This is a genomic window from Streptomyces curacoi (assembly GCF_001513975.1).
Lineage (GTDB): Bacteria > Actinomycetota > Actinomycetes > Streptomycetales > Streptomycetaceae > Streptomyces > Streptomyces curacoi.
The window spans coordinates 566,501-580,073 of record NZ_KQ947986.1 but is presented as its reverse complement, the minus strand read 5'-3'; the positions used below and the strand labels follow the sequence as shown (position 1 = coordinate 580,073).

At 70.9% G+C, this 13,573-nt stretch carries 10 protein-coding genes; all 10 read left to right on the top strand.

The features are described 5' to 3' along the window. Positions 1 to 128: 128 nt before the first annotated feature. Entirely contained in the window at positions 129 to 1,067 is a 939-nt protein-coding gene (locus AQI70_RS12245; RefSeq protein WP_062147523.1) for a beta-ketoacyl-ACP synthase III, read from the top strand. Positions 1,068 to 1,246: 179 nt separating this feature from the next. Further along, a complete protein-coding gene (locus tag AQI70_RS12240; protein WP_062147520.1) occupies positions 1,247 to 1,924 on the top strand; it encodes a GntR family transcriptional regulator in 678 nt (225 codons plus the stop codon). A gap of 298 nt (positions 1,925 to 2,222) precedes the next feature. Beyond that, positions 2,223 to 3,404, top strand: a complete 1,182-nt coding sequence (locus AQI70_RS12235; protein ID WP_062147516.1) for an ROK family transcriptional regulator — start codon at positions 2,223 to 2,225, stop codon at positions 3,402 to 3,404. Between the two features lie 202 nt (positions 3,405 to 3,606). After that, positions 3,607 to 5,127: a sugar ABC transporter ATP-binding protein gene (locus AQI70_RS12230; RefSeq protein ID WP_062147513.1), complete on the top strand. Its 1,521-nt coding sequence runs from the start codon at positions 3,607 to 3,609 to the stop codon at positions 5,125 to 5,127. Then, positions 5,124 to 6,143, top strand: a complete 1,020-nt coding sequence (locus AQI70_RS12225; protein ID WP_062147510.1) for an ABC transporter permease — start codon at positions 5,124 to 5,126, stop codon at positions 6,141 to 6,143. The genes AQI70_RS12230 and AQI70_RS12225 overlap by 4 nt, the downstream gene beginning before the upstream one ends. 50 nt (positions 6,144 to 6,193) lie before the next feature. Next, complete coding sequence (locus AQI70_RS12220) at positions 6,194 to 7,231, top strand: substrate-binding domain-containing protein (RefSeq protein ID WP_062147507.1); 1,038 nt, start codon at positions 6,194 to 6,196, stop codon at positions 7,229 to 7,231. Positions 7,232 to 7,286: 55 nt separating this feature from the next. Then, positions 7,287 to 8,498, top strand: coding sequence for a Gfo/Idh/MocA family protein (locus AQI70_RS12215; protein ID WP_062148330.1), 1,212 nt, complete (start codon positions 7,287 to 7,289; stop codon positions 8,496 to 8,498). Positions 8,499 to 8,512: 14 nt separating this feature from the next. After that, a complete protein-coding gene (locus AQI70_RS12210; RefSeq protein WP_062147504.1) occupies positions 8,513 to 9,511 on the top strand; it encodes a sugar phosphate isomerase/epimerase family protein in 999 nt (332 codons plus the stop codon). A gap of 106 nt (positions 9,512 to 9,617) precedes the next feature. Next, positions 9,618 to 12,137, top strand: coding sequence for a PQQ-dependent sugar dehydrogenase (locus AQI70_RS12205; protein ID WP_062147501.1), 2,520 nt, complete (start codon positions 9,618 to 9,620; stop codon positions 12,135 to 12,137). 20 nt (positions 12,138 to 12,157) lie between these two features. After that, complete coding sequence (locus AQI70_RS12200) at positions 12,158 to 13,546, top strand: ThuA domain-containing protein (protein WP_062148329.1); 1,389 nt, start codon at positions 12,158 to 12,160, stop codon at positions 13,544 to 13,546. The last annotated feature ends 27 nt before the right edge of the window (positions 13,547 to 13,573 follow it).

Below are 13,573 nucleotides of genomic sequence, written 5' to 3'. Positions count from 1 at the left end.
GTCCGAGGGTCTGATGGAAGCCGACAACACGGGCCCCCGATTCCTGTGACTTCACATGCCGTCGTACCCACGGGTACCTGATCAGACTGGTGAATCCCGCTACCCGAAGCCCGAGGGGATCACCATCGATGAACGGCTCGCGCATCGCCGCAGTCGGCCACTACCAGCCCGCCAAGGTGCTCACCAACGAGGACCTGGCGGGCATGGTCGACACCAGTGACGAGTGGATCATGAGCCGGGTGGGCATCCGTACGCGCCACATCGCCGGGCCCGACGAGCCCGTCGACGAACTGGCCGCGCACGCCGCCGCCAAGGCGCTCGCGGCGGCCGGTCTCGCGCCCGGCGACATCGACCTCGTCCTGGTCGCCACCTCCACCGCCATCGACCGCTCCCCGAACATGGCCGCCCGGGTCGCGGCCCGCCTCGGCATCCCCTCGCCCGCCGCGATGGACCTCAACGTCGTCTGCGCCGGCTTCACCCACGCCCTGGCCACCGCCGACCACGCCGTCAGGGCGGGCGGCGCGGTCCGGGCGCTGGTCATCGGCGCCGACAAGATGTCCGACGTGACCGACTGGAGCGACCGTACGACCTGTGTGCTGGTCGGGGACGGAGCCGGCGCTGCCGTCGTGGAGGCGTCCAAGGAGGCCTGCATCGGGCCGGTGCTGTGGGGTTCGGTGCCCGAGATGGGGCACGCGGTGCGCATCGAGGGGCAGCCCGCGCGGTTCGCGCAGGAGGGGCAGAGCGTCTACCGCTGGGCGACGACGCAGCTGCCGGCCATCGCCCGCCAGGCCTGCGAGCGGGCGGGCCTGGCGCCCCAGGACCTGGCCGGAGTCGTCCTGCACCAGGCCAACCTGCGCATCATCGAGCCCCTCGCGGAGAAGATCGGCGCGGTCAACGCCGTGGTCGCGCGGGACGTCGCCGAGTCCGGGAACACCTCGGCGGCCAGCATCCCGCTGGCGTTCTCCAAGCTGGTGGAACAGGGGCGGATCTCCAGCGGCGATCCCGTGCTGCTCTTCGGGTTCGGGGGGAACCTGTCGTACGCGGGGCAGGTCGTCCGCTGCCCCTGACCGGCGTGACCGGCGTGACCCGCCGTGACGGCGGTGCGTCGACCTGTGTGACGAGGTCGACTCCCCGGTCCTCTGGCCTTTGTGCGCCGTAGACTGTAGACGAAAGACAATCGATACTGGCTTTCCGTGACGGTCGGCTACGGCCTGCAGTCGCCCGGTGTGCGCCCAGGAGGGGACCGATGTTGTCGACAGGACTGCCGCAGGGTGCGGTGCCCAAGCTCGAACGGCCCGGCCCGCTGCGCGACCGGGTCTACGAGGCGCTGCTCGAACTCATCACCACCCGCGCCCTCCAGCCCGGCCAGCACCTGGTCGAGAGCGAACTGGCGGGTCACCTCGGGGTGTCCCGGCAGCCGGTGCGCGAGGCGCTGCAGCGGCTGAACACCGAGGGCTGGGTCGATCTGCGGCCGGCCCAGGGCGCGTTCGTGCACGAGCCGACGGAGGAGGAGGCGGACCAGCTCCTCACGGTCCGCACGCTGCTGGAGGCGGAGGCGGCCCGGCTCGCCGCGGCCAACGCGGACGCCGCCGGCATCAAGGTCCTCCAGGAGCTGTGTGAGGAGGGCGAGAAGGCCGTCGCCGCCGACGACGTGGACGGGGCCGTCGCGATGAACGCCCGCTTCCACGCCAAGATCATGGAACTGGCCGGCAACGCCGTCCTGGCCGAACTGGCCGCCCAGGTCGACCGCCGCGTGCGCTGGTACTACACACCGGTCGCCCGGCAGCGCGGCCGGCAGTCCTGGATCGAGCACCGGGAGCTGATCGCCGCCATCACGGACCGCGACGAACATCGCGCCACCCAGCTCATGCGCGAACACACCGAGCACACCCGGCGCTCCTATCACGAACGGCCGCGGTCATAGTCCGACGCCGCCTGCGTCCGGGTCGTTCTGACCTGCCGCACGCCCGTCGTCGGCGTGCATATCGGTCTGTACGACGATGAACGGGGCCTGACCGGCGGGGAGTTCGGGTCGTGCGGTTCAGGGGGTGACCTCTCCGCCGGTCTTTGTCCTGTCAGTGGAGAAAGTTGACGGCAATCTGTGCGCGACTTCTTCCCAGTCCCGGCGCCCGCTGCTACGTTCCCCTCGAAAGCAAGCCACGGATGTGGCCGAAAACCGGCGCGCACAGGCCGATCGAGGTGGGGAGGGGCTCGTGAGACGCATGACGGCACGACCCGCGAACGCCCATCAGGCCCGGCTGCTCAAGCTGTTGCGCGACGGCGGGCCCAACTCCCGCGCCCAGCTGGGCGATCAGATCGACCTCTCGCGGTCCAAGCTGGCCGTGGAGGTGGACCGGCTGCTGGAGACGGGCCTGGTCGTGGCCGACGGACTCGCCGCCTCGCGCGGCGGCCGGCGCTCCCACAACATCCGGCTCAACCCGGAACTGCGCTTCCTCGGCGTCGACATCGGCGCGACCTCGGTCGACGTCGCCGTCACCAACGCCGAACTGGAGATCCTCGGGCACCTCAACCAGCCCATGGACGTGCGCGAGGGCCCGGTCGCGGTCTTCGAGCAAGTCCTGTCCATGGCCGCCAAGTTGAGGGCCTCCGGGCTCGCGGAGGGGTACGACGGCGCCGGTATCGGCGTCCCGGGCCCGGTCCGCTTCCCCGAGGGCGTGCCGGTGGCTCCGCCGATCATGCCGGGCTGGGACGGCTTCCCGGTCAGGGAGGCGCTCAGCCAGGAACTCGGCTGCCCGGTCATGGTCGACAACGACGTGAACCTCATGGCGATGGGGGAGCAGCACGCGGGCGTGGCGCGCTCCGTGGGCGACTTTCTCTGCGTCAAGATCGGCACCGGCATCGGCTGCGGGATCGTCGCCGGCGGTGACGTCCACCGCGGGGTCACGGGCAGCGCGGGCGACATCGGGCACATCCAGGCCGTGCCCGACGGCCGCCCCTGCGCCTGCGGCAACCGGGGGTGTCTGGAGGCCCACTTCAGCGGGGCGGCCCTCGCCCGGGACGCCGTGGAGGCGGCCCAGCAGGGGCTCTCCGCCGAACTGGCCACCCGGCTGGAGGCGGGCGGCACCCTCACCGCCGTCGACGTCGCCGCCGCCGCTGCCGCGGGCGACGCCACCGCCCTCGACCTGATCCGCGAGGGCGGCAACCGCGTCGGCCAGGTCATCGCCGGACTCGTCAGCTTCTTCAACCCCGGCCTGGTGGTGATCGGCGGTGGGGTGACCGGCCTCGGCCACACCCTGCTCGCCGCGATCCGCACCCAGGTCTACCGCCAGTCACTGCCCCTCGCGACCGGCAACCTGCCCATCGTGCTGGGGGAGTTGGGCCCCACCGCCGGAGTCATCGGCGCGGCCCGGCTCATCAGCGACCACCTGTTCTCACCCGCGTAAGCACGCACCTCAGTACGGCCGCACCAGCACGGCACCCTGCTCAGCCCAGCCCTGCCCTGCCCTGCCCTGCCCTGCTCAGCCCTGCTCAGCCCAGCCCCGCCCTGCTCAGCCCAGCACCAGCCCCGTCCTGCTCAGCCCTGCCCTGATCACGCCTGCCCGACAGCGCCCTGAACCCGGCCCGCACGCCCGCCAAGGGGACCTCATGGCTTCAGAACCACCGCTGCTCACCATGTCCGGCATCACCAAGTCGTTCCCCGGAGTCCGCGCCCTCGACGGTGTCGACCTCGACGTCCAGGCCGGGGAGGTGCACTGTCTGCTCGGCCAGAACGGCGCCGGCAAGTCCACCCTCATCAAGGTCCTGGCCGGCGCCCACCAGCCCGACACCGGCACCATCCACTGGCGCGGCGAGGCCGTCACGCTCCGCTCGCCCATCGCCGCCATGCGCCTCGGCATCGCCACCATCTACCAGGAACTCGACCTCGTCGAGCACCTGTCGGTGGCCGAGAACGTCCACCTCGGCCATGAACCCACGGCCGCCGGGTTCGTCGTACGCGGAAAAGCCGCGCGCGCGTCAACGGCACGGCTGCTCAAGCGACTCGGACATCCGGAGATCGATCCGGCGCGCCTGGTGGGGGAGTTGTCGGCGGCCCAGCAGCAGATCGTGTCGATGGCGCGGGCGCTCTCCCACGACGTACGGCTGATCGTCATGGACGAGCCGTCCGCCGCCCTCGACCCGGACGAGGTCGACAACCTGTTCCGGATCGTCGGCGACCTCACCGCCGACGGTGTCGCCGTCGTCTACATCTCGCACCGGCTGGAGGAGATCCGCCGCATCGGCGACCGGGTGACCGTGCTGAAGGACGGGCGGGCCGTGGCGGGCGGGCTTCCGGCGAAGACGACACCGACGCGTGAGGTCGTGGCGCTGATGACCGGCCGCAATGTCGAGTACGTCTTCCCCGAGCGGCCGACCAGGGACGTGACGGCCGGGAAGCCGCTGCTGGAGGTCCGCGGTCTCGCCCGGGAGGGGGAGTTCGAGCCCCTCGACCTGACCGTGCGGCCCGGCGAGATCGTCGGGCTCGCGGGACTCGTCGGCTCGGGGCGCTCCGAGATCCTGGAGACGGTCTACGGCGCACGCAAGCCGACCGCCGGTCAAGTCCTCGTGGACGGGCAGGCGTTGCGGCCCGGCAGCGTACGCGCCGCCGTCCGCGCCGGGCTCGGGCTCGCCCCCGAGGAACGCAAGGCGCAGGCGCTGCTGATGCTGGAGTCCGTCACCCGCAATGTGTCGGTGTCGTCCATGTCCCGCTTCTCACGCGGAGGTTGGATCGACCGGACCGCCGAGCTGAGGGCCGCACGGGCCGCGACCCGCGAGCTGTCGCTGCGGCCCGACAACCCGTCCGTGCCGGTGCGCACCCTCTCCGGCGGCAACCAGCAGAAGGCCGTCCTGGCCCGCTGGCTGCTGCGCGGCTGCCGCGTCCTGCTGCTCGACGAACCCACCCGCGGCGTCGACGTGGGCGCCCGCGCCGAACTGTACGCGGTGGTCCGGCGGTTGGCGGACGAAGGCCTCGCCGTACTGCTGGTCTCCAGCGAGGTCCCCGAAGTGCTCGGCCTCGCCGACCGCGTGCTGGTGCTCCGCGAAGGCCGCGTCGTCCACACCGCCCCGACCCGTGAACTCGACGAACACCGTGTCCTCGACCTCGTCATGGAAGGAAGCCCGGCGTCATGACGCAGCACGCCTCCCCGCCCCGGGACAGCACCGGCAAGGTGCCGTCGGCCGGCGAACCGCCCGCCTGGCGCGGCCTGATGGCCCGCGCCGACGTGCGCACCCTCTCCCTGCTCGGCGTCCTCGCCGTACTGATCCTCATCGGCGGCATCACCAAGCCGGACGAGTTCCTGGACACCCGCAACCTCCAACTCGTCCTCACCCAGGCGTCCGTGATCGGCGTCGTCACCGTCGGCATGACCTTCGTCATCACCTCCGGCGGCATCGACCTGTCCGTCGGCGCAATCGTCGCGCTCGCCTCGGTGTGGGCGACGACCGTCGCCACCCAGGAGTACGGCTTCGGCGGCATCCTCTTCACGGCGGTGATCGTCGGCGTGGGATGCGGCCTGGTCAACGGGATGCTCATCGCGTACGGCGCGATGGTCCCCTTCATCGCCACGCTCGCCATGCTCGCCTCGGCGCGCGGACTGGCCCTGCAGATCACGGACGGCAAGACGCAGATCGTCACCGTGCCCTCCGTGCTGGACCTCGGCGAGCGCGACGCGTACGTGCTCGGCATCCCGCCGCTGGTCATGGTGTTCGCGGTCGTGACGATCATCGGCTGGCTGATCCTGAACCGCACCACCTTCGGGCGGCGCACGGTCGCCGTCGGCGGCAACGCGGAGGCGGCCCGGCTCGCCGGCATCGACGTCCGCCGCCAGCGGCTCTACCTCTACCTGCTGTCCGGGCTGTGCTGCGGCATCGCCGCCTTCCTGCTGATCGTGCTGTCCGGCTCCGGCCAGAACACCAACGGCAACCTCTACGAACTCGACGCCATCGCCGCCGCGATCATCGGCGGCACGCTGCTCAGCGGGGGCCGCGGCACCATCACCGGCTCGGTGCTCGGCGTCCTGGTCTTCACCACGATCACCAACATCTTCGCCCTGAACAACCTGCAGAGCGACGTCCAGCAGATCGCCAAGGGCGCGATCATCGTCGCCGCCGTGCTGGTCCAGCGCCGTACCGCGAGCACGACCTGAGAGCCGTGTCGCTCCCCGCTCGGCAAGACCTGAGGAAAGGGTTCACCGCCATGTCAGAGCTCACCAGTCGCAGAGGGCTGCTCTTCGGCACCGCCGCCATAGGTGCGGGCGCCCTCCTCACGGGTTGCACGAGCAACGAGTCCAAGGACGAACCGGCCGCGAACGACCAGCCGGCCGCCGACGACAAGCCCGGCAAGCAGGTCACCATCGGCTTCGCCGGACCGCAGGCCGACCACGGATGGCTGAACGCCATCAACGACAACGCCAAGAGCCGCGCCGAGAAGTACTCCGACGTCACCCTGGAGATCACCGAGGGCTCCAACGACACCGCCCAGCAGATCGGCCAGATAGAGACCCTCATCAACAAGAAGGTCGACGTGCTGGTCGTACTGCCCGCCGACGGCAAGGCGCTCACCCAGGTCGGGCTGAAGGCCATGCGGGCCGGGATCCCGGTCGTCAACCTCGACCGGATCTTCAACACCCCGCAGGCGTACCGCTGCTGGATCGGCGGCGACAACTACGGCATGGGCCTCAACGCCGGCCACTACATCGGCGAGAAGCTCAAGGGGAAGTCGAACGCCCGCGTCATCGAACTGGCCGGCCTGGACAACCTGGAGCTGACCAAGCAGCGCACCCAGGGCTTCGACGACGCCCTGAAGAACTACCCCAACATCAAGAAGGTGGCCCGCCAGGCGGCCGAGTTCACGGTCGAGTCCGGGCAGGCCAAGATGGCCCAGCTGCTCCAGGCCCAGTCGAAGTTCGACGCGCTGTGGAACCACGACGACGACCAGGGCGTGGGCGCCCTGCGCGCCATCGAGCAGGCCGGGCGCGACGACTTCCTGATGGTCGGCGGCGCGGGCGCCCTGTCCGCCTTCCAGGCCATCAAGCAGGACGACGGCGTGCTGAAGGCGACGGTGCTGTACCCGCCGACCATGGCCGCCTCCGCGATCGACCTCGCCCGCGCCCTCGGCCAGGGCAAGGGTATCGGCGGCATGGCCGAGTTCGAGATCCCCGCGTCGATCACGCTCTACTCGGCCGTCGTCGACAAGACCAACGTCGACCAGTACATGCCCACCGGCTTCAAGTGATTCCGCCCGCACCCCCCACGTGCGCCACCCCGACCAGGACGAGGAGGACACCCGTATGGGACAGCCGCAGCAGCAGCCAGAGGGGACCGAGGCAGGCAAGCCACCCCTGCGTGTGGGGATGGTGGGCTACGCCTTCATGGGCGCCGCCCACTCCCAGGGCTGGCGCACCGCGGGCCGCGTCTTCGACCTGCCGCTGAACCCCGTGCAGGCCGTGATCTGCGGCCGCGACGCCGACGCCGTCCGGGCGGCGGCCGACCGCCACGGCTGGGCAGCCACCGAGACCGACTGGCGTGCCCTCGTCGAACGGGACGACGTCGACCTCGTCGACATCTGCACCCCCGGCGACAGCCACGCCGAGATCGCCCTCGCCGCCCTGGCCGCGGGCAAGCACGTCCTGTGCGAGAAGCCGCTCGCCAACACCGTCGAGGAGGCCACGTCGATGGCGCGGGCGGCCGAAGAGGCGTACACGCGGGGCCAGGTGGCGATGGTCGGCTTCAACTACCGCCGGGTGCCGGCCACCGCCCTGGCCCGCCGGATGGTCGCCGAGGGCCGCCTGGGCGCCCTGCGGCACGTGCGCGTGACGTACCTCCAGGACTGGCTGGTCGACCCCGGCTTCCCGCTGACCTGGCGGCTGCGCAAGGAGCAGGCAGGCTCGGGCTCGCTCGGCGACCTGGGCGCCCACATCATCGACCTGGCGCAGTACCTGACGGGGGAGCGGCTGGCGGGCGTCTCCGCGCTGACGGAAACCTTCGTACGCCGGCGGCCCCTGCCCACCGGCGCAACGAGCGGGCTGTCCGCCGTCTCGGCCGCCGGCACCGGGCAGGTCACCGTCGACGATGCCGCTCTGTTCACGGCCCGCTTCCCCTCCGGCGCCCTCGCCTCCTTCGAGGCCACCCGCTACGCCACCGGCCGCAAGAACGCCCTGCGCATCGAGCTCAACGGCGAGCGCGGCTCGCTGGCCTTCGACCTGGAGCGCCTCAACGAACTGTCCTTCCACGACGGCACGGCACCCGGCGCGGAGGCCGGCTTCCGCCGCATCCTCGTCACCGAACCCGACCACCCCTACCTGGACGCCTGGTGGCCGCCGGGGCACGGCCTCGGCTACGAGCACACCTTCGTCCACCAGGCCCGCGACCTGGTGCACGCCGTCGCCGAGGGCCGCCGCCCCGACCCCTCCTTCGCCGACGGGCTGCAGGTGCAGCGCGTGCTCGCGGCGGTGGAGGAGAGCGCCGAGAAGAACTCCGTCTACACCCCGATAGCGGTCTGAGGAGGCTGACGCGCATGCCGCGCACGTTCACGCTGTTCACCGGTCAGTGGGCGGACCTGCCGCTGGAGGAGGTCTGCCGGCTCGCCCGCGACTTCGGCTACGACGGACTCGAACTCGCCTGCTGGGGCGACCACTTCGAGGTCGACAAGGCGCTGAGCAATCCTTCCTATGTGGAGTCGAGGCATCAGCTCCTCGACAAGTACGGCCTCAAGTGCTGGGCCGTCTCCAACCATCTGGTCGGCCAGGCCGTCTGCGACGCCATCATCGACGAACGCCACCAGGCCATCCTGCCGGGCGAGGTGTGGGGCGACGGAGACCCGGAGGGGGTCCGGCGGCGCGCCGCGGACCGTATGAAGGACACGGCACGCGCGGCGGCCGCCTTCGGCGTCGACACGGTGATCGGCTTCACCGGCTCCGCCATCTGGCACCTGGTCGCCATGTTCCCGCCCGCACCCGAGTCGATGATCGAACGCGGTTACGACGACTTCGCCGAGCGCTGGAACCCGGTCCTGGACGTCTTCGACGCGGAAGGCGTGCGGTTCGCGCACGAGGTCCACCCGAGCGAGATCGCCTACGACTACTGGACGACCCAGCGCGCCCTGGAGGCGGTGGGGAACCGTCCCGCCTTCGGTCTGAACTTCGACCCCTCGCACTTCGTGTGGCAGGACCTCGACCCGGTCGGCTTCCTCTGGGACTTCCGCGACCGGATCTACCACGTCGACTGCAAGGAGGCCCGCAAGCGCCTCGACGGCCGCAACGGCCGGCTCGGCTCCCATCTGCCCTGGGGCGACCCACGGCGCGGCTGGGACTTCGTGTCCGCCGGGCACGGCGACGTCCCCTGGGAGGACGTCTTCCGGATGCTGCGCTCCATCGACTACCAGGGCCCGATCTCGGTCGAGTGGGAGGACGCCGGCATGGACCGGCTCCAGGGCGCCCCCGAGGCGCTGACCCGCCTCAAGGCGTACGACTTCGAGCCGCCGTCGGCCTCGTTCGACGCGGCGTTCGGCAACTGACCTGTCCTTGCGCGGACCTGTCGAGCTCTGCTTCGACTCTCCGGGATGACGGCGCATCCCGGCGCACGCACCCGCCCGTACAACCGGCCCCTTTCTGGAGGCACTCGTGCACGGGAACGACCGCACCACCAGCACCGACAGAAACGAGACCCACAGACGACGGCTGTCCTTCCGCAAGGCGGTGGCGCTGCTCAGCGGCGCACTGCTGGCGGGCGCCACCCTCACCTTCACCGCACCCCAGGCCGGCGCAGCCGTCGCCGCCGAGGGAGCCGCCGCGGCCGCTGCCCGGGCCGCCGCGGCCGAGGACTTCCAGCAGGTCACCCTCGCCAAGGGCGAGCCGGAGGTCGGGGAGCCCATGTCGCTCGCCGTCCTCCCGGACCGTTCGGTCCTGCACACCTCCCGCGACGGCGAACTGCGCCTCACCGACGCGGCGGGCAACACCAGGCTCGCCGGCAAGCTCGACGTGTACACACACGACGAGGAGGGCCTGCAAGGCATCGGCGTCGACCCCGGATTCGCCGAGAACCGCTTCATCTACCTCTACTACGCACCCCCGCTCAACACTCCGGCCGGCGACGCCCCCGCGACCGGAACGGCGGCCGACTTCGCCCGCTTCGACGGCGTCAACCGCCTCTCCCGCTTCGTCCTGAAGACCGACGGCACGCTCGATGCGGCCAGCGAGAAGAAGATCCTCGACATCCCCGCCTCGCGCGGCCTTTGCTGCCATGTCGGCGGCGACATCGACTTCGACGCGGCGGGCAACCTGTATCTCTCAACGGGCGACGACACCAATCCGTTCCAGTCGGACGGCTTCACCCCGATCGATGAGCGCTCGAACCGCAACCCCGCCTTCGACGCCCAGCGTTCCTCCGGCAACACCAACGACCTGCGCGGCAAGATCCTGCGCATCAAGGTGAACGCCGACGGCTCGTACTCGATCCCCGAAGGCAACCTCTTCCCGCCCGGCACCGACAAGACGCGGCCCGAGATCTACGCGATGGGCTTCCGCAACCCGTTCCGCTTCAGCGTCGACAAGGAGACGGGCATCCTCTACGTCGGCGACTACGGCCCCGACGCCGGCGCCGCCGACCCGGCGCGCGGACCGGCCGGCCAGGTCGAGTTCGCCCGCGTCACCGGCCCCGGCAACTACGGGTGGCCGTACTGCACCGGCGACAACGACGCCTACGTCGACTACGACTTCGCGACCGGGCAGTCCGGCGCGTCCTTCGACTGCGCCGCGCCGAAGAACACCTCGCCGAACAACACCGGCCTGACCGACCTGCCCCCGGCCCAGCCCGCCTGGATCCCGTACGACGGCGGGTCGGTGCCCGAGTTCGGCACCGGCTCCGAGTCCCCGATGGGCGGCCCGGTCTACCGCTACGACGCCTCGCTCGACTCGCCGGTGAAGTTCCCCGAGGCCTACGACGGGAACTTCTTCGCCGGGGAGTTCGGCCGCCGCTGGATCAAGCGGATCGTCAGCGACGACGCCGGGACCGTGCAGTCGATCAACAACGTTCCGTGGACCGGCACCCAGATCATGGACATGGCCTTCGGCCCGGACGGCGCGCTGTATGTGTTGGATTACGGCACCGCGTGGTTCGGCGGTGACGAGAACTCGGGCCTCTACCGCATCGAGAACGCGACCGACGGCCACTCGCCGGTCGCGCAGGCCGCGGCGAGCAGGACCTCGGGCACGGCGCCGCTGAGGGTCCAGTTCTCCTCCGAGGGCACCACCGACCAGGACGGCGACGCGCTCACGTACAGCTGGGACTTCGGCGACGGCGGCAAGTCGACGGCGGCGAACCCGACGTACCGCTACACGAGGAACGGCACCTACACCGCGACCCTGACCGCCAAGGACCCCTCCGGCCGCACCGGCAGCGCGAGCGTGCGGATCGTGGTCGGCAACACCGCGCCCAAGGTGACCCTGGAACTCCCGCAGGACGGGCAGCTGTTCAGCTTCGGTGACGCGATCCCGTTCAAGGTGCGGGTCAGCGACCCCGAGGACCGCACGATCGACTGCGCCAAGGTCAAGGTCACCTTCATCCTCGGCCACGACAGCCACGGCCACCCGGTGACCTCCGCCAACGGCTGCACCGGCACCATCCAGACCAGCGCCGACGGCGGCCACGACGAGGACGCCAACATCTTCGGCGTGCTGGACGCCGAGTACACCGACGGCGGGGGCGGCGGCCAGGCCCCGCTCACCACGCACGACCAGAACGTCACCCAGCCCAGGCACCGCCAGGCCGAGCACTTCGGCAACGGCTCCGGCGTCTCCGTCATCACCAAGGACACCGCGCACGGCGGCCGGACCGTCGGCAACATCCACAACGGCGACTGGATCTCCTTCACGCCGTACGCCCTGAGCAACGCCAAGAAGATCACCGCCCGGATCTCCTCCGGCGGCGCGGGCGGCACCCTGGAGATCCGTGCCGGGTCCTCGACGGGCACCCTGCTCGGCACGGCGACCGTGCCGGTGACCGGCGGCTGGGAGACCTTCCAGGACGTCACCGCCGACCTGTCCCGCGCGCCCAGGGGTACGACCACGCTCCACCTCGTCTTCAAGGGCAGCGGCACCGGCGCGCTGTACGACGTGGACGACTTCACCTTCACGACCGGCTGAAAGGAGGCAGGAGGATGAGCATGCGTCCAACCGGACGACTGACCACCGCAGTTGTGGGAGCCGCCGTACTCCTCGGCTGTGTCTCGGGACCGGCCGCGTCACAGGCGTCGGAGGACTCCCGGGCCCGGGACGACGGCAAGCGGGTGCTGGTCTTCTCCAAGACGGCCGGCTTCCGCCACGACTCGATCCCCGACGGCGTCGCCGCGGTGAAACAGCTCGGCGCCACGGGCGGCTTCACGGTCGACGCGACGGAGGACGCCGCGGCCTTCACCGCCGGCAACCTGCGTCGCTACGCGGCGGTCGTGTTCCTGTCCACGACCGGAGACGTCCTGAACGCCGCCCAGCAGACGGCCTTCGAGGGCTACATCCGGCGCGGCGGAGGCTACGTCGGCATCCACGCCGCCGCCGACACCGAGTACGACTGGGCGTTCTACGGCGGCCTGGCCGGCGCCTACTTCCAGTCGCACCCGGCGATCCAGCCGGCGACCGTGGACGTCGAGGACCACGCCCACCCGGCGACCTCGGGCCTTGCCGAGACGTGGAACCGCACGGACGAGTGGTACAACTACCGCTCCAATCCGCGGGAGCGGGCCCATGTCCTCGCGTCCCTCGACGAGACCTCGTACACCGGCGGCACCATGAACGGCGACCATCCGATCGCCTGGTGCCAGAACTACCAGGGCGGCCGCGCCTTCTACACCGGCGGCGGCCACACCAAGGAGTCCTACGCCGAGCCCCTCTTCCGTGAGCATCTGCTGGGCGGCATCCGCTGGGCCATCGGCGACGCCCAGGCCGACTGCCGCCCGGAGAACGGCTACCGCCCGCTCTTCGACGGCACCCAGGCCTCGCTGGACGGCTGGCGCCAGGCGGGCCCGGGCTCCTTCACCCTGTCCGACGACGGCACGCTCACGACCACCGGCGGCATGGGGATGCTCTGGTACGCCGCGTCGGGCTTCGGGTCGTACTCCCTGAAGCTCGACTGGAAGATGGCCGGCGACGACAACTCCGGTGTGTTCGTGGGCTTCCCGCCCTCGGACGACCCGTGGTCGGCGGTCAACAACGGCTACGAGATCCAGATCGACGCGACCGACGCCCCCGAGCGCACCACCGGGGCCGTGTACGGCTTCCAGTCCGCCGACCTCAAGCAGCGCGATCGTGCGCTGAACCCGCCGGGGGAGTGGAACACCTACGAGATCCGCGTGGAGGGCGAACGCCTCCGCGTCTATCTCAACGGCGTGAAGATCAACGACTTCACCAACACCGACCCGGCCCGGAGCCTCACCGACGGACACATCGGCATCCAGAACCACGGAGCCGACGACGAGGTGTCCTTCCGTGACATCCGGATCAAGGAACTGCCCGCGAAGTCCGCGAAGTCCTCCGGACTCATGGCTTCGCAGGGCGACTGAGCGACGGCGGGCGGGGGACGCCGGACT

Excerpts from the sequence above, each read along its gene's own strand:
- AQI70_RS12245 (WP_062147523.1), top strand. The coding sequence starts at position 129 with ATGAACGGCTCGCGCATCGCCGCAGTCGGCCACTACCAGCCCGCCAAG.
- AQI70_RS12240 (WP_062147520.1), top strand. The coding sequence starts at position 1,247 with ATGTTGTCGACAGGACTGCCGCAGGGTGCGGTGCCCAAGCTCGAACGG.
- AQI70_RS12235 (WP_062147516.1), top strand. The coding sequence starts at position 2,223 with ATGACGGCACGACCCGCGAACGCCCATCAGGCCCGGCTGCTCAAGCTG.
- AQI70_RS12230 (WP_062147513.1), top strand. The coding sequence starts at position 3,607 with ATGGCTTCAGAACCACCGCTGCTCACCATGTCCGGCATCACCAAGTCG.
- AQI70_RS12225 (WP_062147510.1), top strand. The coding sequence starts at position 5,124 with ATGACGCAGCACGCCTCCCCGCCCCGGGACAGCACCGGCAAGGTGCCG.
- AQI70_RS12220 (WP_062147507.1), top strand. The coding sequence starts at position 6,194 with ATGTCAGAGCTCACCAGTCGCAGAGGGCTGCTCTTCGGCACCGCCGCC.
- AQI70_RS12215 (WP_062148330.1), top strand. The coding sequence starts at position 7,287 with ATGGGACAGCCGCAGCAGCAGCCAGAGGGGACCGAGGCAGGCAAGCCA.
- AQI70_RS12210 (WP_062147504.1), top strand. The coding sequence starts at position 8,513 with ATGCCGCGCACGTTCACGCTGTTCACCGGTCAGTGGGCGGACCTGCCG.
- AQI70_RS12200 (WP_062148329.1), top strand. The coding sequence starts at position 12,158 with ATGCGTCCAACCGGACGACTGACCACCGCAGTTGTGGGAGCCGCCGTA.